20 protein-coding genes and 2 other annotated features are annotated in these 19,688 nt (G+C 41.1%); of the genes, 17 read left to right on the top strand and 3 right to left on the bottom strand.

Annotation, left to right across the window (positions count from 1 at the left end; genetic code table 11):
• Positions 1 to 22: 22 nt before the first annotated feature.
• The gene (locus ACYP5M_RS22140; protein WP_063231991.1) at positions 23 to 178 is read right to left on the bottom strand and encodes a YjcZ family sporulation protein; all 156 of its coding nucleotides are present in this window, start codon (positions 176 to 178) and stop codon (positions 23 to 25) included.
• A gap of 213 nt (positions 179 to 391) precedes the next feature.
• Here ACYP5M_RS22140 and ACYP5M_RS22135 point away from each other — a divergent pair, with 213 nt between their 5' ends.
• The 7 genes from ACYP5M_RS22135 to ACYP5M_RS22105 all read left to right on the top strand — a co-directional run bounded on the left by ACYP5M_RS22135 (position 392) and on the right by ACYP5M_RS22105 (position 8,074).
• Complete coding sequence (locus ACYP5M_RS22135; protein ID WP_434169014.1) at positions 392 to 1,051, top strand: YkyA family protein; 660 nt, start codon at positions 392 to 394, stop codon at positions 1,049 to 1,051.
• A gap of 644 nt (positions 1,052 to 1,695) precedes the next feature.
• Positions 1,696 to 2,811 (top strand): pyruvate dehydrogenase (acetyl-transferring) E1 component subunit alpha, encoded by a 1,116-nt coding sequence (gene pdhA, locus ACYP5M_RS22130; protein WP_434169015.1) that lies wholly within the window; start codon positions 1,696 to 1,698, stop codon positions 2,809 to 2,811.
• A 3-nt stretch (positions 2,812 to 2,814) separates the two neighbouring features.
• Complete coding sequence (locus ACYP5M_RS22125; RefSeq protein WP_034314063.1) at positions 2,815 to 3,792, top strand: alpha-ketoacid dehydrogenase subunit beta; 978 nt, start codon at positions 2,815 to 2,817, stop codon at positions 3,790 to 3,792.
• Positions 3,793 to 3,912: 120 nt separating this feature from the next.
• Positions 3,913 to 5,271: a dihydrolipoamide acetyltransferase family protein gene (locus ACYP5M_RS22120; RefSeq protein WP_101224535.1), complete on the top strand. Its 1,359-nt coding sequence runs from the start codon at positions 3,913 to 3,915 to the stop codon at positions 5,269 to 5,271.
• A 3-nt stretch (positions 5,272 to 5,274) separates the two neighbouring features.
• Positions 5,275 to 6,687 carry a dihydrolipoyl dehydrogenase gene (gene lpdA, locus ACYP5M_RS22115; RefSeq protein ID WP_101224536.1) on the top strand — a complete coding sequence of 471 codons (1,413 nt, stop codon included), beginning with the start codon at positions 5,275 to 5,277 and terminating at the stop codon, positions 6,685 to 6,687.
• Positions 6,688 to 6,944: 257 nt separating this feature from the next.
• Positions 6,945 to 7,202, top strand: a complete 258-nt coding sequence (locus ACYP5M_RS22110) for a hypothetical protein (RefSeq protein WP_306804763.1) — start codon at positions 6,945 to 6,947, stop codon at positions 7,200 to 7,202.
• Positions 7,203 to 7,246: 44 nt separating this feature from the next.
• Positions 7,247 to 8,074, top strand: coding sequence for a polysaccharide deacetylase family protein (locus tag ACYP5M_RS22105; RefSeq protein WP_459735526.1), 828 nt, complete (start codon positions 7,247 to 7,249; stop codon positions 8,072 to 8,074).
• Positions 8,075 to 8,101: 27 nt separating this feature from the next.
• Here ACYP5M_RS22105 and ACYP5M_RS22100 read toward each other — a convergent pair whose 3' ends face one another.
• The gene (locus ACYP5M_RS22100) at positions 8,102 to 8,536 is read right to left on the bottom strand and encodes a DUF1885 family protein (protein ID WP_459735524.1); all 435 of its coding nucleotides are present in this window, start codon (positions 8,534 to 8,536) and stop codon (positions 8,102 to 8,104) included.
• Positions 8,537 to 8,911: 375 nt separating this feature from the next.
• Between ACYP5M_RS22100 and ACYP5M_RS22095 the strand changes: the two genes are divergently transcribed.
• Positions 8,912 to 9,037 carry a GapA-binding peptide SR1P gene (locus ACYP5M_RS22095; RefSeq protein ID WP_072272684.1) on the top strand — a complete coding sequence of 42 codons (126 nt, stop codon included), beginning with the start codon at positions 8,912 to 8,914 and terminating at the stop codon, positions 9,035 to 9,037.
• A 145-nt stretch (positions 9,038 to 9,182) separates the two neighbouring features.
• On the opposite strand, the gene ACYP5M_RS22090 is transcribed toward ACYP5M_RS22095, so the two are convergent.
• The gene (locus tag ACYP5M_RS22090) at positions 9,183 to 10,640 is read right to left on the bottom strand and encodes an aminotransferase class I/II-fold pyridoxal phosphate-dependent enzyme (protein WP_434169016.1); all 1,458 of its coding nucleotides are present in this window, start codon (positions 10,638 to 10,640) and stop codon (positions 9,183 to 9,185) included.
• Between the two features lie 412 nt (positions 10,641 to 11,052).
• Between ACYP5M_RS22090 and ACYP5M_RS22085 the strand changes: the two genes are divergently transcribed.
• The 9 genes from ACYP5M_RS22085 to trpA all read left to right on the top strand — a co-directional run bounded on the left by ACYP5M_RS22085 (position 11,053) and on the right by trpA (position 19,516).
• The gene (locus ACYP5M_RS22085; protein ID WP_452445086.1) at positions 11,053 to 12,012 is read left to right on the top strand and encodes an NAD(P)H-dependent flavin oxidoreductase; all 960 of its coding nucleotides are present in this window, start codon (positions 11,053 to 11,055) and stop codon (positions 12,010 to 12,012) included.
• Positions 12,013 to 12,068: 56 nt separating this feature from the next.
• The gene (locus ACYP5M_RS22080) at positions 12,069 to 12,344 is read left to right on the top strand and encodes a UPF0223 family protein (RefSeq protein WP_063596342.1); all 276 of its coding nucleotides are present in this window, start codon (positions 12,069 to 12,071) and stop codon (positions 12,342 to 12,344) included.
• A gap of 69 nt (positions 12,345 to 12,413) precedes the next feature.
• Positions 12,414 to 12,644, top strand: a binding site (T-box leader).
• A 35-nt stretch (positions 12,645 to 12,679) separates the two neighbouring features.
• Positions 12,680 to 12,916 (top strand) — a binding site (T-box leader).
• A 170-nt stretch (positions 12,917 to 13,086) separates the two neighbouring features.
• Positions 13,087 to 14,481 carry an anthranilate synthase component I gene (trpE, locus tag ACYP5M_RS22075; RefSeq protein ID WP_434169018.1) on the top strand — a complete coding sequence of 465 codons (1,395 nt, stop codon included), beginning with the start codon at positions 13,087 to 13,089 and terminating at the stop codon, positions 14,479 to 14,481.
• Positions 14,478 to 15,083 (top strand): anthranilate synthase component II, encoded by a 606-nt coding sequence (locus tag ACYP5M_RS22070; protein WP_230177587.1) that lies wholly within the window; start codon positions 14,478 to 14,480, stop codon positions 15,081 to 15,083. Before trpE ends, ACYP5M_RS22070 begins: the two co-directional genes overlap by 4 nt.
• A 27-nt stretch (positions 15,084 to 15,110) precedes the next feature.
• Positions 15,111 to 16,133: an anthranilate phosphoribosyltransferase gene (gene trpD, locus ACYP5M_RS22065; protein WP_101224543.1), complete on the top strand. Its 1,023-nt coding sequence runs from the start codon at positions 15,111 to 15,113 to the stop codon at positions 16,131 to 16,133.
• Complete coding sequence (trpC, locus tag ACYP5M_RS22060) at positions 16,133 to 16,909, top strand: indole-3-glycerol phosphate synthase TrpC (RefSeq protein WP_202190635.1); 777 nt, start codon at positions 16,133 to 16,135, stop codon at positions 16,907 to 16,909. The genes trpD and trpC overlap by 1 nt, the downstream gene beginning before the upstream one ends.
• A 10-nt stretch (positions 16,910 to 16,919) precedes the next feature.
• Positions 16,920 to 17,534: a phosphoribosylanthranilate isomerase gene (locus ACYP5M_RS22055; protein ID WP_434169020.1), complete on the top strand. Its 615-nt coding sequence runs from the start codon at positions 16,920 to 16,922 to the stop codon at positions 17,532 to 17,534.
• Between the two features lie 4 nt (positions 17,535 to 17,538).
• Positions 17,539 to 18,744, top strand: coding sequence for a tryptophan synthase subunit beta (gene trpB, locus ACYP5M_RS22050; RefSeq protein WP_459735523.1), 1,206 nt, complete (start codon positions 17,539 to 17,541; stop codon positions 18,742 to 18,744).
• On the top strand, positions 18,737 to 19,516 hold the full coding sequence (gene trpA, locus ACYP5M_RS22045) for a tryptophan synthase subunit alpha (RefSeq protein ID WP_230177581.1): 780 nt from the start codon (positions 18,737 to 18,739) through the stop codon (positions 19,514 to 19,516). The genes trpB and trpA overlap by 8 nt, the downstream gene beginning before the upstream one ends.
• The last annotated feature ends 172 nt before the right edge of the window (positions 19,517 to 19,688 follow it).

Genomic DNA, 19,688 nt, shown 5'->3' with positions numbered 1-19,688 from the left:
AAAGGTAATAGTAATTACCTGCTTAGCATAAACACGCGCCGACAATGATTAGCAGAATGAACAGGACAATGATTATAGCGAAGCCGCTTCCAAAGCCGCAGCCTCCACCATCACCATAACCATAGCTGGGTGCAACGGAAACCGGATAACAACATTCCTGGTTGGAACCTCCATACATAATTTCATACCTCCGTTTTTGTATTATTAAAATGCTGACCACTCTGATTTGAAACGGTCCCTACAGCCTATGCAGTATGGTTTAAAGGGTGTAGGCTAGCGCCCAGTAATGAAAAAAACCTGTTCGGAATATTATTGTAACAAGTGTCAGCGGCTTAAAGGGAATTTAGGGAAATATGAATCTTCGAAGAATTATCAGAAGGAGCTGTCTATTTTGAATCGTTTTGGCCCATATGTTATTTTACTTCTTGCTTTAGTGGTCTTGACTGGTTGTTTCAATGGTTCGCCGGAAGAAAGAATCCACAAAATCCTAGAGAAAACTGCAGAAAAGGAAAGTGATTTCACCGAGAATCAAGAGCCTCTTAATGATTTGGAGAAAAAAGAAAAAGAAAAATATGAGAAAATCATTAAACTTGGATTGGATGATTATGAACAGATCGTCGAGCTATCAGATGAAGCAACCAAGAATATCGACCAAAGGGAAGAAATAATTGAAAAAGAACAAAGCAGTATGCAATCCTCAAAAGAACAATTCAATCAGATTGACGAACAAATCGGGAAAATAGATGATGAAAAGATAAAAAAAGAAGCGACTGAAATGAAAAAGGTCATGAGTGAGCGCTATAGCACCTACGATAATTTATATGATGCCTATCAACAAAGTCTGGCTTATGATCGTGAATTATATGAACTGTTTAAAAAAGAGGATTTGAAAATGGATGAATTACAAGTGCAAATCGAGAAAATCAATACTTCTTATACAAAAGTTTTGAAAGCGAATGAGAAATTTAATGCATTAACGGAAAAATCAAATCAAAAAAAAGAAAGTTTTTATGATAGTTCCGGCATAGAAATGGCTGATTCAACAAAATAATATAAATAATGATGGGCTGTGATCCTCAATCACAGCCCATATTTTATTCCATCCAGTCCGATTATGGACTGAAAATTTCTAGAATGATCTTTTTTTGTGTAACCGGATTGATGTGAGCTTTTATACCTGTACTAAAAAAAATCGATAATTAAAAATCTAACAGCAGCGTTATATGAAAGCGTTTGAATATTTTTTTGGAATATTATTCCGATGCCTCAAATGCCTTTAGTTAAAGCGGTTTTGGAATCGATGGGATATGCGGGGGAATTGAAATGTTATCCTTCGCCAACCTTAAATCGATAAAGACGTGAATTTTAATAGTACAGTTGTAAAGTGAAAACTAATACAGAGAAGAAGTGTGAGTGCTGGAAATTGTATTAAATCAAAATTATAAGGAACTCCAAGTGATTGACTTGATGTTAATTCATCTTGTAAACTTAATCTATAAAAATTCTTGTATCATTTTCCTTGATTTTTTTTATGGTACAGAATAAGATTGAGACATATTAAGCATATCCACGTTTGAGGGATTGGTCTTAAGGGGAAAATAAAAGAATGCATTGTGGAAGAAACTAAAAAGCAAACTTTTTTTGCTTTATAGAATAATAATAGCAAACCTTTTTAATGAAAGGATGAGGTGCCAAATGGCTCAAAAAACTAAGCAAGCTAAAATTAATGTTCAAGATCAGCTTAAAAAAGTAGAAGAACAATTTGAAACTTTTCAAATTTTAAATGAAGAGGGAAAAGTCGTTAATGAAGCGGCTATGCCTGAATTAAGTGATGAACAATTGCAAGAATTAATGCGTCGTATGGTTTATACACGTATCTTGGATCAACGTTCCATATCACTGAACCGCCAAGGCAGATTAGGTTTCTATGCACCGACTGCCGGTCAAGAAGCTTCTCAAATCGCTTCCCAGTATGCTTTGGAAAAAGAAGATTTCATTCTGCCTGGTTACCGTGATGTTCCGCAAATCGTTTGGCATGGTCTGCCGCTTTGGCAAGCATTCTTATTCTCCCGGGGACATTTTAAAGGAAATCAAATTCCTGAAGACGTCAATGTCATTTCCCCTCAAATCATTATCGGCGCTCAATATATCCAAGCTGCCGGAGTGGCTCTTGGGTTGAAGAAACGCGGGAAAAAAGCTGTTGCCGTTACATATACGGGTGACGGTGGAACCTCACAAGGTGACTTCTATGAGGGAATTAACTTTGCAGGTGCATTTAAAGCGCCAGCTATTTTCATCGTGCAAAATAACCGTTTCGCAATCTCGACACCGGTTGATTTGCAATCAGCAGCTAAAACATTGGCTCAAAAGGGTGTGGCTGCAGGTATTCCTGGAATCCAGGTTGATGGTATGGATGCGTTGGCCGTTTATACAGCCGTTAAAGAAGCACGTGAACGTGCAATCAATGGTGAAGGCCCTACATTGATTGAAACATTAACTTACCGTTATGGTCCGCATACGATGGCTGGGGATGACCCGACACGTTACCGTACTTCCGAAATGGATAACGAGTGGGAACTGAAAGATCCATTGGTTCGTTTCCGCAAGTTCTTGGAAAACAAAAAGCTTTGGAATGAAGAATTAGAAAACGAAACGATAGAAAAAGCAAAAGACGATATTAAAGAAGCAATCAAATTGGCTGATGCAGAACCTAAACAAAAGGTTACAGACCTAATTGAAATCATGTATGAAGAAATGCCTTATAACTTAAAAGAACAATATGAAATTTATAAAGAGAAGGAGTCGAAGTAAGCCATGGCTCAATTGACGATGATTCAAGCAATTACAGAAGCATTACGTACAGAACTTAAAAATGACGAGAATGTACTCGTTTTTGGGGAAGATGTTGGTCTTAATGGAGGGGTTTTCCGTGCAACGGAAAATCTTCAAAAAGAATTCGGTGAAGATCGTGTATTCGATACACCTCTTGCTGAATCTGGAATCGGTGGATTAGCGGTCGGTCTTTCTTTACAAGGTTTCCGTCCTGTTCCTGAAATTCAATTCTTCGGATTTGTATATGAAGTAATGGATTCCGTAAGCGGTCAGCTTGCTCGTATGCGCTACCGTTCAGGCGGACGTTACAGTGCACCTGTTACAATTCGCTCACCTTTTGGAGGAGGAGTGCATACACCGGAAATGCATGCTGATAGCTTAGAAGGTTTAATGGCTCAGCAACCAGGGTTAAAAGTAGTTATCCCTTCCACTCCTTACGATGCAAAAGGCTTATTGATTTCTGCGATTCGTGATAATGACCCTGTCATTTTCCTTGAGCACATGAAATTGTACCGCTCTTTCCGTCAGGAAGTTCCTGAAGAAGAATATACAATTCCATTAGGAAAAGCGGATGTGAAAAGAGAAGGAACGGATTTATCCATTATTACGTATGGTGCGATGGTGCAGGAATCCATCAAGGCAGCTGAGGAATTGGCTAAGGATGGTCATTCCGTCGAAGTGGTCGACTTACGTACTGTATCTCCATTGGATATCGATACAATCATTGCTTCTGTAGAAAAAACAGGACGCGCTATCGTTGTTCAAGAAGCACAAAAGCAAGCTGGTATAGCAGCGAATGTTGTAGCGGAAATTAACGAACGTGCCATTTTGAGCTTGGATGCTCCAGTACTGCGAGTGGCGGCAGCTGATACAGTATTCCCGTTTTCACAAGCTGAAACAGTATGGCTCCCTAATTATAAAGACATTATTGAAACGGCGACTAAAGTCTTGAAGTTTTAACAATCTTAAGTAATGGAATGAATGTCCTGCTTGGGAAAGTAGTTTTGCATTAACGGTAATGCAAGATAAAGGACTTTATTCAAAGCACTAAGTATGATTTAATATAGGAGGTTGAACTCAGTGGCATTCCAATTTAGACTCCCTGATATCGGAGAAGGTATACACGAAGGTGAAATAGTGAAATGGTTTGTAAAACCAGGAGATAAGATTCAAGAGGATGACGTGCTTTGCGAGGTTCAAAACGATAAGGCCGTCGTTGAAATCCCATCACCGGTGGAAGGTACCGTTGAAGAAATCCTTGTACAAGAAGGAACGGTTGCCGTTGTTGGCGATGTACTTGTAACATTCGATGCTCCAGGTTATGAAAATCTTCAGTTTAAAGGGGATCATGGAGAAGAAGCGAAGGCAGAAGGCGAGAAGAATACGGAGGCCCAGGTTCAAGCAACTGCTGAAGCTGGACAGGAAGTCAAGAAAGAGGCTGCTCCGGTTCAAGAAAATAGCGGAGTAACGGGCGCAGGAGCACAACCACAGGTTGAGGCAGATCCTTCACGACGTATTATCGCCATGCCTTCTGTCAGGAAATATGCACGCGAACAAGGGGTAAACATTCGCGAGATCTCTGGTTCTGGGGATAACGGCCGCATCATGAAAGAAGACATAGATGCTTTCAAAAACGGCAAAACAGCTCCACAGCAACCAGCAGCTCAAAGTGAAGCTTCACAACAAAATGATACGGAAACAACCGAAAAACAAAAAGTTTCAATTCCAGAAGGGCAATATCCTGAAACTCGCGAGAAAATGAGCGGTATGAGAAAAGCGATCGCAAAAGCAATGGTTAAATCCAAGCAGACAGCTCCGCATGTAACATTAATGGATGAAGTCGATGTGACGCTATTGGTTGCTCACCGTAAGAAATTCAAGGAAATTGCTGCAGAAAAAGGAATCAAGCTTACATTCCTACCTTATGTTGTTAAAGCGTTAACAAGTGCATTACGTGAATTCCCTATGCTTAACACATCATTTGATGATGAAGCTAGTGAGATTATCCATAAACACTATTACAATATCGGAATTGCGGCAGACACAGATAAAGGACTGCTCGTTCCAGTTGTAAAAGATGCAGATCGTAAATCAACTTTTGCTATTTCACAAGAAATTAACGAATTAGCGACAAAAGCCCGTGACGGCAAATTGGCTCCTAACGAAATGAAAGGTGCTTCTTGCTCCATTACGAATATCGGTTCCGCAGGCGGTCAATGGTTCACACCTGTAATCAATCATCCAGAAGTTGCCATTCTAGGGATTGGACGCATTGCCGAAAAAGCAATTGTACGCGACGGGGAAATTATCGCCGCTCCAGTTCTGGCATTATCACTGAGCTTTGATCACCGCATGATTGATGGAGCAACAGCTCAACATGCATTGAATCATATCAAAAAGTTATTGAACGACCCAGAATTATTGTTAATGGAGGCGTAAACAATGGTAGTAGGAGATTTTCCAATCGAAACAGATACTTTAGTAATCGGTTCAGGCCCAGGGGGATATGTTGCCGCAATTCGCGCAGCGCAGCTTGGACAGAAAGTAACGGTCGTTGAAAAAGGAACAATCGGCGGAGTTTGTTTGAATGTAGGCTGTATCCCATCGAAAGCTTTGATTTCGGCTGGACACCGTTTCCATGAAGCTCAGCATTCAGAAGATATGGGTATCTTTGCAGAAAAGGTTACTGTTGATTTTTCTAAAGTACAAGCTTGGAAAGGTTCTGTTGTAAAAAAATTAACAGGCGGTGTAAGCAGCCTGTTAAAAGGTAATAATGTTGATGTTGTAACTGGCGAAGCTTATTTCGTTGATGAAAACAGCATCCGTGTTATGAATGAAGACTCAGCCCAAACATATACATTTAAAAACGCAATCATCGCCACTGGTTCATCGCCAATCGAGATTCCGTCATTTAAATATACGAAACGTGTACTTAATTCAACTGGCGCTCTTGCTTTGGAAGAAGTTCCAAGTTCGATCGTTGTAATCGGCGGAGGTTACATTGGAACTGAGCTAGGCGGAGCATTCGCTAGCTTTGGCACTAAAGTGACCATCCTTGAAGGTACGGAGGAAATCCTTTCTGCAGGCTTTGAAAAACAAATGGCAGCACTTGTTAAGCGTAACCTTAAAAACAAAGGTGCTGAAATTGTAACTAAAGCTAATGCTAAAGGCGTGGAAGAAACTGAAACAGGCGTTACAGTTACTTATGAAGTAAAAGGCGAAGAGAAAAAAGTTGAAGCCGATTACGTTTTAGTAACAGTTGGACGTCGTCCAAATACTGCAGAAATCGGCCTGGAACAAGTCGGAATCAAAATGACTGACCGTGGTTTGATCGAAACGGATAAACAATGCCGTACAAGCGTGAAAAACATTTACGCAATCGGTGATATCGTTTCTGGACCTCAGTTGGCTCATAAAGCTTCTTATGAAGGTAAAATTGCAGCTGAAGCCATTGCAGGACATTCATCTGAAATCGACTATCTTGCTATTCCGGCTGTTGTATTCTCTGAACCGGAACTTGCTTCTGTCGGTTACAATGAAAAAGAAGCGAAGGAAGCTGGAATCGAAGCGCTTGCTTCCAAATTCCCATTCGCTGCAAATGGACGTGCTCTTTCCTTAAATAATACGGACGGATTTGTGAAGCTTATCACTCGCAAAGAAGACGGATTGGTTATTGGAGCACAAATTGCAGGACCAAACGCTTCTGATATGATTGCAGAACTTGGTTTGGCTATCGAAGCAGGAATGACTGCCGAAGATATTGCAATGACAATCCATGCACATCCAACTTTAGGGGAAATCACAATGGAAGCTGCTGAAGTTGCCCTTGGAACTCCTATTCACATCATTAAATAATTGTTTTATAAAAGCGTACTGCTAATGCAGTACGCTTTTTTTTGTATTGATTTGATATACAAAAATGAAGGATTTTCTTCACACTTGTTAAATGAAAAGGACAAAAAGGGCATAAGCTATAAAAAGGACTTCTTACTTTTTTCCTTGAAAGGGTTTGAAAAAGTTAATAGAGGATAAAAAATAAGATGAGCGATTTGCTATACGAATATTTTTTGCCAATTAAAAGATCATGGCTGATATATTCATATTAAAATGAGGTGGATCACTTGAAAAACTATCTGGTAATCCTCTTTCAACTAATCGTTTGGAGCGGGTATACATTAGTTGAATGGCTGTCTGTTAACGATCGATTCGTTTTTAAAGTATTCATGTTTCTGGTCTTTTCCTATTTAGCCATCTATATTGGAAAGATGATTTTAAAATCCAATAGACGAACCATGCTTGTTACCGTGATAAGTCTATTATGTTACGGGATTTTACAAATCCTTTTAGAAACGCTGGTACCCGTTTATTGAATTTTTAAGTAAGCCGCAATGACACAAGCAACCACGGAGGAGTCATGATTAACAGAGTAGTAGCAATATTTACATTTGTATCATTTTTGTTGATGGCTTGTAATGATCCGAGTTCCGGTCAAACTGAAAATGAGAATCAAAAAAGTGTTGAAACGGCAACAACGATCCAAGATGAAAGCGATCAAGAGAAAGAGTTGAAAAAAGAAACGTCAAAAACAATTGGCGAAAGGAATGTAAAGGCAAAATATCGGGTGGATAAAGAGAATTGGTCATTTAAACCCATTGGGGATGCAAATCCGAAAGTTGTGTTGTTAACATTTGATGATGCACCTGATAAATATTCCCTGGCAATCGCCCAAACCCTGAAGCGACTTAAAGTACCTGCAATATTTTTCGTGAACGGTCACTTTCTTGAAAATGATAAAAATAAAGCGATGTTAAAAGAAATTCATGAAATGGGTTTTTCTATCGGCAATCATACTTATTCCCATGTGAATTTAAAAGAGTTGACCGAAAAGGAACAGGAGCGGGAAATCATAAAATTGAACAATTTGGTTGAGGGCATTACAGGGGTACGCCCTAAGTACTTCAGGGCGCCATTTGGATCGAATACCGAGCATTCAAAAAAAGTCGCTGAGAAAGAAAAAATGTTGGTCATGAACTGGACATACGGATATGACTGGGAAAAAGAGTATCAGGATAAAAAAGCTTTAACGGAAATCATGTTGAACAGCCCTTATTTAGGAAATGGCGCGAACTTACTGATGCATGACCGGAACTGGACGAGTGAAGCGATAGAGGATATCGTGAAAGGTTTTCAAAAGAAAGGTTATGAGATCCTTGGTCCAAAATTAATTGAAACGCCTGCATGAGCCAATTTCGGCATCTGCAGGTTTTTTTTATTTCCTTGGATAATAATACATCACCCGTTTATTGAAGAGGTGAAGCTGTGCCCGTAATTTCTTTGCAAGGAACTTGCACAATTCATTTGCTTTTCCCTTATCACCGAAAGTGGCTGTTTCAGGGAGCGTGAATTGGATATAGGATTGAATCCGCTCAGATCCATCTTCATCCTTAACGACCTCTTGGTCGACGCCTATCAATATCATGTGATATCGATCTTCTTTGGATTGGAGGTATATTGCCTTATCTTTCATTCTTTCCGGTTCTTTCATTTCATAAGGAAATGCCTTCTTATCGTAGTCCCAATCCATCTGCTTTCCGGTTTTCGCTGTGATCATTCGATAATAGTTCAGTAATTCTTTCACGTCTTCGATGGTTACAGTCCCTTTCGCGGACTCAGGAACAAGTTTGATATAGGCATTTTCAGTCATGTGGATCCCCCTTAAATAGATAGAATGTAAGAATATATTAACATTTTATGGATGTATTATATACTTATCTATATGTAAATGAAAAGGTGAAATTCCTTTTTCACCTTGCTATGCTGAAGCAAGGCGTGTGATGAAATATGTAAAAGCAGCTACAGGGGGCCCTTCGTTTATAAAAAAATCTCGTGTATTAATAAAAAGAATATGTCTAACGAACGATTGAAATCGATTTAATCCAACATGAGGTTTCATTAAATGGGAAAAAGTATATATGTTATACTTTTTAGCTTGAAATTATAAATGTGTTATATTATAATTCATGTAAAGCGGTTACATTACGTCATTGATGCATACAATATAGGGGAAGGGGTTGTAAAAATGGGAACTATCGTATGTCAAACTTGCAATAGCACGATTGAACATTTTGAAGATGAAAAAGTAAGTGTACTATATACACATAATCACAACTGCCAAAGCTGTGATACAGCTGCCTCTGAAAAATAAATCGAAAAAAGGTTTTCAAGATTAATAGAATTTAAGGGTGTTTCAGGATTGTAACCTGGAGCACCCTTTTTATAGAAGCCAGTGCTTAATAATAAAAGGTTCAAAAAAACCAGAGCAGTACTCTGCCCTGGTTTGATGGAATCGATCAATTCTTAATAATGCGTAAATATTTTATTTCTGGGTCTTCTGGGCCTTGAACAGGAAGGCCGGCCTCGATGTTTTTCTGGATGTAATTGATATTATCTTCTGTAATCAATTCACCTGGAATGAAGATCGGGATTCCAGGCGGGTAAACCATGATGAATTCAGCGCTGATTTTGCCGACCGATTCCTCAATGGGCACCACTTCGGTTTCTGCATAAAATGCCTCCCTGGGTGATAAAGCCAGTGGTGGTGTATCAGGAAGCAGGACTTCAATTTTTTCATGTTCAGCAGCCATTTCCTTAAACTCATCCGATAAGTCTCTAAGTGCAGCGATCAGCAGATCCGCTTCTGTTTTTGAGTCTCCAGGTGTTATCAGGCAAAGGATATTGTACAAGTCAGAAAGTTCCACTTCGATATTATGCTTTTCACGAAGCCATTTCTCAACGTCGTATCCGGTGATATTCAATTCCTTAATGGATATGATCAATTTAGTCGGATCATAACTATATGCTGCCTTACTCTCGAGAATTTCGCTGCCAACACAGTATAGATAAGGAATCTCATTAACGGCCTCACGGATATACCCTGCGAGATTGATCGCTTCATCGACCATTTTCCTTCCTACCGTCGCAAGTTGTCTTCTAGCCGTATCCAGTGAAGCCAGAAGGATATAGGAGGTTGAGGTGGTTGTGAGCATGCTCAATATGGCTTGAACACGATTTGCGGAAACCAATCCAGTCTTAACATTTAATATGGAACTTCCCGTCAGTGAACCTCCCAGTTTATGAACACTGGTTGCAGCCATATCTGCTCCAGCTTGCATGGCTGACATCGGCAAGTCTTCGTGGAAGTGAATATGGACACCATGCGCTTCATCTACGAGTACTGGGATTTGGTGGGAATGAGCCACTTCCACTATTTTCTGCAAATCAGCCGAAATGCCGAAATAAGTGGGGTTGATGACAAGCAATCCTTTTGCATCGCTATGTTCGCTTAAAGTTTTTTCAACGGCCTCGACGGTGATACCGTGTGATATGCCCAAATCTTTGTCTATTTCAGGAGTGATGAAAATGGGAACGGCTCCAGAAAATACAATGGCAGACATTACGGATTTATGTACATTCCTTGGAACGATGATTTTGTCCCCAGGTCCGCATACTGTCATGACCATCGTCATGATTGCTCCACTTGTTCCTTGAACGGAAAAGAAGGTGTGATCTGCCCCAAAAGCTTCAGCGGCAAGATCCTGAGCTTGTTTAATGATCCCTTTTGGCTGATGGAGATCATCGAGTGGAGCGATATTGATTAAATCTATGGACAATGCATTTTCTCCAATGAAATTACGGAAATCTGCGTCCATTCCTTTTCCTTTTTTATGACCTGGAATATGAAATTGAACGGGATTTCTTTTTGCATGCTGCAATAAGGCAGTGTATAAGGGTGTTTCATTCTGTGACAATTCTTTGTGGCCCCTTTTCAATAAAATAGGTACGAAATATTTGGGAGCATATACTCCCTTTCTATTAACGATCGTATGTTTCTCCGATTCCATTCAAATGGTTTGTAAGCTTGTGGATAGACATAAAACATATGAATTATAGCACGTCTTATAATAAATGCCTAGAGTGACTTTAATGTCCTGGCTTAATCAATTTATATATGACTTTGTTGTTAAGGGCTCAATAAAATTATCTGCAGTTTATAAATGTCCATTTTCCTAGTATTTACTGGATTTACTTTAGAATTCTTCTTTTATTAATTTGTATGTGCGAGTTTAAAAATTGAACGGGTAAACAATATTTGCCATAATGAAGCTAATGATCATTCAGCTAAATAAACAAACGACCAGAATGAAAAGGGAGATGAGGAGTTTGAAGTGGAAAACGCGTGTGACCGATTTATTAGGCATTCAATACCCAATCGTACAAGGGGGATTGGCTCATTTGGCATATGCAGACCTGGCTGCGGCAGTATCGAATGCAGGGGGGCTAGGGCAGGTAACGGCCATGTCCTTGGACAACCCAGAGCAATTGGTAGATGAAATTAGAAAAACGAAATCATTGACGGATAAACCATTTGGTGTGAACTTTGCAATCGGTCAGCATGGAAGGCCTTATGAACATATGTTGGAAGCAGCCTTGAAAGAGGATATAGCAGCTGTTTCCGTAACCGGCGGCAATCCTGGCCCATTTCTTGATTACGTCAATGGCACCCAGGTTAAAAAACTCGTGCTTGTTGCTGCAAGAAGGCAGGCAATGAAGGCTGAACAGCTTGGGGCAGATGCAGTGATGGTGGTTGGTCAGGAGGGAGGAGGACATTTAGGCCGTGATGATATTGGAACTTCTGTGTTAATTCCTCAAGTTGTGGACTCCGTTAAAATTCCAGTCATCGCCTCGGGTGGTTTTGGCGATGGACGCGGTTTGATGGCAGCAATGGCACTTGGTGCAGAAGGAATCGAGATGGGGACAAGATTCATAGCAGTCAAGGAATGTGTTCATGCACATGAATTATATAAAAATGCCTTGGTTTCCGGCACGGAAAATGATACCGTTATCATCAAGCGGTCCATTGGTGCACCAGCAAGGGTAATTGCTAACAGCTGGACCGATAAGATCCTTGAAATAGAAAAAGAAAACGGCGGATATGAACAATTGAAGGGTTACATAAGTGGAAAAGCGAACCAGCGTTATATCCATGACGGTATTGAGGCTGAAGGCTTTGCCTGGGCTGGACAAGTGATGGGGCTGATACATGATGTACCATCGACTGCTGAACTATTCAGCCGGATTATCGACCAGGCGGAAGCAATTCGTTCAAAATGGGCAGACTGATATTAATGGTCTGCCGGACAACATGAAAAACTATCCAGAAGGAGCGTGTTTAGGGTATGGATTATCAATATCCAATGGATCTTGATTGGTCTACCGACGAAATCGTAGATGTGATTAAATTCTTTGAAGCGGTAGAAAAGGCTTATGAAAATAAAATACAAAAGGAAGAATTCATGAAGGCTTACCGAAGGTTCAAGGAAATAGTCCCCGGTAAGGCGGATGAAAAAAAGTATACGGATGAGTTCGAGTCAGTCAGCACCTATTCAGCCTATCTTGTTATAAAGAAGGCAAAAGGAATCGATGACGGAGAATGGATAAAAATGAAAAATTAAAAATATAATTTTTAGAAAACTCCATTGACTTACTGAAAAGATTGTTTTAACATAATAAACAAGAAAAAGATAAAGGCAGTGACGAAGAAGAGTACCTTAATGATGTTCTGCAGAGAGCCAGTGGTTGCTGAAAACTGGTGAACGAATTTAAGCGAATGGACTTCCGAGCCCCAAACCGAAACGGATGAACGGAGTAGGCTTTGGCGATTATCTCATCGTTAATGGAGATAGGCATGTTAATGCCGTAAAGTGAGCTAATTTAGCTAATTAAGGTGGTACCACGGGTTCCTCGTCCTTTGGATGAGGGCCCTTTTTGCGTTTTTTTGGAAATGATAATTAAATCTATGAATGAGAGTAGTAATCTTTTTAGATGCGTCACAGAGAGCCGGAAAAGGTGGAAACCGGTACGATATAAGAAGATGAATGGACTTATGAGTGGTTTCTTGAAATAAGTAGGGAAACTCGGCTGCCACCGTTAAAGGGTAATCGCAAGAATTTTTCATTCTTGCTTGAGAGGGAAAAATGATGCATTTTTCCAACTTGAGGTGGCACCGCGGTATACCGTCCTCTGCAGACACATATTTGTGTTTGCGGGGGATTTTTTTATTGGAATTTCAATATATATACCTTTTAGAGAAGCATCAAAAAATATCCAGAGGAACTGAAAACTCCGGCACTTGGCCAAAAGGGTTTTCCCTTCGGAGGTTTACAAAAAACGTATAAGAATCGGGAGGGAATTGAGATGAATAATTTGGATGAAAAAAAAATACTCCGTTTTAAAATGGACACAATTGAAGGGGATATCCACACACCCATTGCCATATTTCAGAAATTGGATGGTGACCAGAAGTTTTTATTGGAAAGTTCAAATTCGCATCATGACAACGGCCGCTACTCTTATCTAGGTTCAAAACCGTACTTGGAGGTTACATCAATTGCTGACCAAGTATATGTAAAAGACACCGAAACAGGTGACCAAATCGTAAAGAACATCAATATCATCGAGTTTCTAAAAAACGAATTATTAGTGGAAATAGGAGAGGCTCCCATAAATCTTCCTCCTTTTAACGGCGGCGCAATCGGATATATGGGCTATGATATCATTCGTCTATATGAAAATATAGGTCCGGTTCCTCCTGATTCTCTGCAAATGCCTGATGCTCATTTTCTTTTTTATAAAGAATTGTATATATTCGATCATGTTCTGCAGAAAATCCATCTATTGACTGCGGAAGAAGATAGTGAAAAAAGTTTATTGGAGATGAAGGGGAAAATCAATCAGGCAAGCAAGCCGTCAAAGGAAATATCGTCGGAATATTTGGAATTCGATTCGAATTTCAGTCAGGATGAATTCGAGAAAATGGTCCTTGAAGTCAAAGCGGCGATTGTAGCTGGTGAAGTGTTCCAAGTCGTTTTATCACAAAGGTTTAAAGCGGACTTCGATGGGGAGCCCTTCGATGCTTACCGACGTTTGCGATTAGCCAACCCGTCTCCGTATATGTTTTATATAGAATTTGGCGATTATACAATCATTGGGTCGTCTCCAGAAAGTTTAATCAGTGTTTCATCAGGAATGGTTCATGTTAATCCCATCGCCGGCACACGGCCGAGAGGGAAAACGGATGAAGAAGATAAGGGCTTCGAAAAAAGCCTGCTGATGGATGAAAAGGAACTTGCCGAGCATAAGATGCTTGTTGATTTAGGTAGAAATGATCTTGGCAGGGTTTGTGAAATCGGTTCAATCCACCTTACTGAGGAAATGGAAATTCAAAGATATCAGCACGTCATGCATATTGCTTCGAAGGTTAGCGGAAAGCTTAGGGAAGGGTACACGAGTTTAGATGCCCTTACGGTCTGCCTCCCTGCCGGAACAGTTTCAGGTGCTCCTAAAATCAGGGCAATGGAGCTGATCAATGAACTTGAAAATTGTAAACGGGGGATGTATTCGGGCTCGATAGGCTACATAGGTTTTGGAGGGGATCTTGATATGGCTTTAGCCATTCGGACGATGATCATTAAAGATGGCAAGGCCTATGTACAGGCAGGGGCTGGAATTGTATATGATTCAGATCCCAAAACGGAATATGAAGAAACACAAAATAAAGCACGCGCTTTAATGGAGGTTCACACTAAATGATTTTATTAATTGATAATTATGACTCGTTCACTTACAACCTTTATCAATATTTAGGGGAAGTGGAAAAAGAAATCGTAGTGAAAAGGAATGACGAAATCACCCTTGCGGAAATTGAGGAACTGAATCCAATGGCAATCGTCATTTCCCCGGGACCCGGCAGGCCGGAAGATGCTGGTATCAGTATGGAGATCATCCGCAATTTCTATGAGAAGGTTCCGCTTTTAGGCATTTGTCTGGGGCATCAGGCCATTGGTGCAGTTTTTGGTGCGAATGTGGTTGGAGCGAAACAAATCATGCATGGGAAAACATCGGTAATCGAACATGATGGAACAGGTGTATTTGCTAAACAGGACTTACAATTCCCAGTAATGCGTTACCATTCCCTTGTTGTTGAAAGGGCGAGTTTACCAGACGAACTGACTGTGACGGCAGTAGCACTGGATGATGGGGAAATCATGGCCCTGAAACATCAGGAATTCCCGCTCTACGGTTTACAGTTCCACCCTGAATCTATAGGGACGAAAATCGGCAAGGAATTATTACATCAATTTTATGAGATTGCCGGAACCTTTCAATCAGAGAAGCAACAATCCATTTTATAAAACAAAAAACGACTGGGGGAGTTAGCGGTGAAGGAATATTTAGCGAAGTTAGCAGAGCGTCAAACATTGACGGAAGAAGAGATGAGCAGAGCAGCCCAATCGTTATTTTCAAAAGATATCACCGAAAGCGAAATGGCAGCATTCATCATTGCCCTAAAATCCAAAGGGGAAACGGCAGGTGAAATAGCGAGCCTTGTCAGGGTCATGAGAAAAGAAGCAAGAAGTGTACAAACAAGCTCCCTTAATGTAATGGATAATTGCGGAACGGGAGGGGATGGATCACAAAGCTTCAATATAAGTACAGCATCGGCCTTCGTGCTGGCAGGTGCCGGTGTCAAGGTTGCAAAACATGGAAACCGTAGCATTTCAAGCAAAACGGGCAGTGCGGATGTATTGGAAGAGCTAGGTGTTAATTTGTACTTGGAGCCAGACATGTTAAAAGAACTGTTGGAGGTAAATGGGATCGCATTCTTATTTGCCCCATCGGTCCACCCTAATATTGCACGGATAATGAAAGTGAGAAAAGAACTGAAAATCCCGACGATATTTAATCTCATCGGACCTTTAACGAATCCAGTCCAACTCGATACGCAATTAATGGGAATCAATCGACGCGATATGCTCGAGCTTTTTGCGGAAGTCCTGCATAAATTAGGCAGGAAACGCGCGGTAGTGATAAATGGTGCCGGATTCATGGATGAAGCGAGCCTGCAGGGTGAAAATTCACTCGTGCTATTGGAGCAGGGGGATATTATCCCATTTACGCTGCATCCTGAAGAAGTGGATCTGCCGGTTTATGGAAATGATGCCATTCGCGGCGGTGACGCCAAACAAAATGCCGATATCATGCTCAGGCTTCTCAAGGGGGAAAAAGGGGCCTATCGTGATACCGTTTTATTGAATGCTGGATTGGGATTATTCGCACATGGAACGGCAGCAACGATCAAAAAAGGAATCTCCATGGCCAAGGAAAGCCTTGATAGCGGATCGGCTCTTGCAAAGTTAGAAAATCTGATTGCTTATGGCAATAGAAATAAGGTGGTCATGTAATGGAAAATATTTTAACGAAAATCATCGAACAGAAAAAGGTGGAAGTCGCAAATTTAAAAGAAAGGGGCTTAGGTGATTCGGTCATGGTCAACATAGTCAGGCCATCTTTGGTGGATCATTTGAAAACGGCGAAATCGATGGCTGTTATCGCGGAAATAAAACGGGCTTCCCCTTCAAAAGGGGACATTAAAATCAATGTTAATCCGATCGAGCAGGCCCTTTCATATGAAAGCGGCGGAGCGGCAGCGATATCCGTATTGACGGATGAGGTTTTCTTTAAAGGATCAATTGCAGATTTGAGAAACGTAAGCGAGGCTATACGGATTCCCAGGCTGTGCAAAGATTTCATCATCGATGAAATCCAAATCGATCGTGCTCATCAAGCTGGTGCAACTATCATTCTATTGATTGTGGCAGCACTTTCTAAAGAACGACTTCATGAATTATATCAATATGCAAAAAAGAGTGGGCTTGAAGTATTGACTGAAGTCCATGATGAAGCCGAACTAAAACAGGCTCTCGAGCTGAATGCAGAGCTCATAGGGATCAATAATCGGAATTTAAAGACTTTCAAAGTGGATTTGGCTGTAACTGAACGACTGGCAAAGTTACTTGATCCAACACGCCATATCATTATCAGTGAAAGTGGGATCAAGACAAAAGAAGACGTGATGCGTGTGAAGGAAGCTGGTGCAAAAGCGATTTTAGTCGGGGAGACGCTGATGACTGCATCAAATCTTCCGCACACGATGGCTGAACTGCAAATGAGTATATAAGGAGATTAATATGTTAGTGAAAATCTGTGGGATAAAGACATTGGCTGCCGCTCAGACTGCTGTTGAATCAGGGGCAGACTTCATTGGTTTCATTTTTGCCGAGAGCAGCAGGAAGGTTGAGCCAGAGATAGTGGGAGAATTCGGAGCCAAACTAGCTGGACATGTTAAAAAAGTCGGAGTGTTTGCCAATCAAACTGAACAAGAAGTGATAAAAAATGCCGAAATTGCAGGATTGGATTATATTCAGCTTCATGGTAACGAGCCTGCCAGCTTCGCCCGCAGAATGCCCTTACCGGTGATCAAGGCCTTTGCCGTCAATTCAGAGAAAGACCTTGAAAACCTTCATGAATACCCAGCAGATTATCTATTAGTCGATCTTCCTAAGAGTTCATCTGGAAAGGGATTGACTTTGGATTGGGAAATGATCCGAAAAGCGGAACTGCCACTGGGGAAGGTGATTCTAGCGGGTGGGCTGACTCCGGAAAATGTCGGAAAAGCGATTGATGCCGTATCACCGTTCGCAGTTGACGTAGCCAGTGGTGTTGAAACAAACGGATTAAAAGATGCTGCAAAAATAAAAGCATTTATTAATGAGGCAAAATATACAGCCGGAAAAGAGGAATGAATAGATGAACACTTATACACAGCCTGATAAAACTGGACATTTTGGAGCATATGGAGGCCGTTTCGTTCCGGAAACTTTAATGGCGGCGATTACGGAGCTTGAAGAAGTATATGAACAATCTAAAAATGATCCTGAATTCCAAAGTCAGCTAAGCTATTACCTGAAACAATATATCGGTCGGGAAACACCACTTTATTTTGCGGAGAACTTAACGAGACTGGCTGGTGGTGCAAATATTTACCTGAAGCGCGAAGACCTGAATCATACTGGGGCCCACAAAATAAATAATACGATCGGTCAAGCTTTGCTGACTCAGAAAATGGGCAAGAAAAAGGTGATTGCCGAAACGGGTGCAGGACAGCATGGGGTAGCAACGGCGACTGTGTGTGCATTGCTGAAGTTGGAATGCATCATCTTTATGGGAGAAGAAGATATCAGGAGACAGAAATTAAATGTATTCAGGATGGAGCTTTTGGGAGCCAAGGTCATATCTGTTTCACAAGGAAGCGGGACACTGAAGGATGCTGTGAATGAGGCGTTACGATATTGGGTGGCGAATGTGGATGACACCCATTATATAATGGGATCGGTTCTTGGACCGCATCCATTCCCCGTTATAGTTCGTGATTTTCAAAGCGTGATAGGATATGAAACAAAGCGTCAATATTCGGAGGCGGTACATTCCCTGCCGGATGCAGTAGTCGCTTGCATAGGCGGAGGAAGTAATGCAATGGGAATGTTTTATCCCTTCATTGAGGATGAAACGGTAAAATTATACGGAGTGGAAGCGGCAGGGCATGGACTTGAAACGCCATTGCATGCTTCAAGTTTGACGAAGGGGAAACCTGGGGTGCTCCACGGGGCATTCATGTATGTGTTGCAGAACGAGGACGGTCAGATCCAAGAGGCGCATTCAATTTCAGCAGGGCTGGATTATCCAGGGGTAGGGCCTGAACATAGTTACTTAAAAGATACAAATCGGGTGGAATATACTTCGGTAACCGATGCGGAAGCCTTAGAAGCTCTAACGTTGCTTTCAAGAGAGGAAGGCATCATCCCTGCTTTAGAAAGTTCACATGCGATTTCCTACGGTTTAAAGCTTGCTAAAGAAATGGAGAAAGGAACAGGACTGGTGATTTGCCTGTCCGGCCGTGGTGATAAGGATGTTGAAACGGTCCAATCGTTGATGGGAGGTAGTAAACATGAATAAATTAACAAACGCGCTTCAAGAATGTCAAACAAAACAGGAAAAAGCATTCATCCCATATATTATGGCAGGAGATGGAGGTCTTGAACGGTTAAAGAGCCAGCTTCTTTTCCTTGAAAACAGCGGGGCGACTGCTGTTGAACTAGGTATCCCATTCTCTGACCCTGTCGCAGATGGACCTGTTATCCAACAAGCTGGCATCCGTTCTTTGGAAAATGGAACAACTTTAAAAGATGTCCTGAAAAAAGTAATGGAAATCAAAAATGATGTGACCATCCCAATTATTTTAATGGGATATACGAATTCAATCCTTGCATATGGACTTAAAGAGTTTACCAATGATTGTCTACAAGCAGGGATTTCCGGGTGCATCATCCCCGATTTACCGATTGAAGAAGAAGCTATCTTTTCATCAATCAAAACTGCAGGAATCGTTCTTATCCGCCTTGTGACACTCACGTCATCGAAAGAGCGTATCACTGAGATTACCGCAGGGGCGGAGGGTTTTATCTACGCAGTTACAGTCAAAGGGATTACAGGTGCCCGTGACGCCTTTGGGGAAGAACTTGGAGGCTATTTAAAGAAGGTAAAAGAGATAAGTCCGGTTCCCGTTCTTGCTGGGTTCGGCATATCAACGCCAAATCATGTACGTGATGCTATACAATACTGCGATGGTGTCATAGTCGGCAGCAAGATCATCGATTGCTTCGAAACAGGTAAGGAAGATCAAATTAGTGACTTGATACAAGCAAGTAAAGGGGTAGTGCAAAAATAGGAATGGAGAGACTCCCAGGCTGCCCGCTGCGGAAAGAGAGTGTCTGGAGGCAACGGTCATATTTTAAAAACCTAAAAAAAACTGTAGACAAACTCTAAAATGATCGAGTTTGTCTACAGTCTAAGGAGAGCCATAAGGCTCTCCTTTTATCTTAACCGGTTTTTTGTTGGAT

The organism is Peribacillus sp. N1, assembly GCF_054600815.1.
This window is presented reverse-complemented; position numbering and strand designations above follow the sequence as displayed.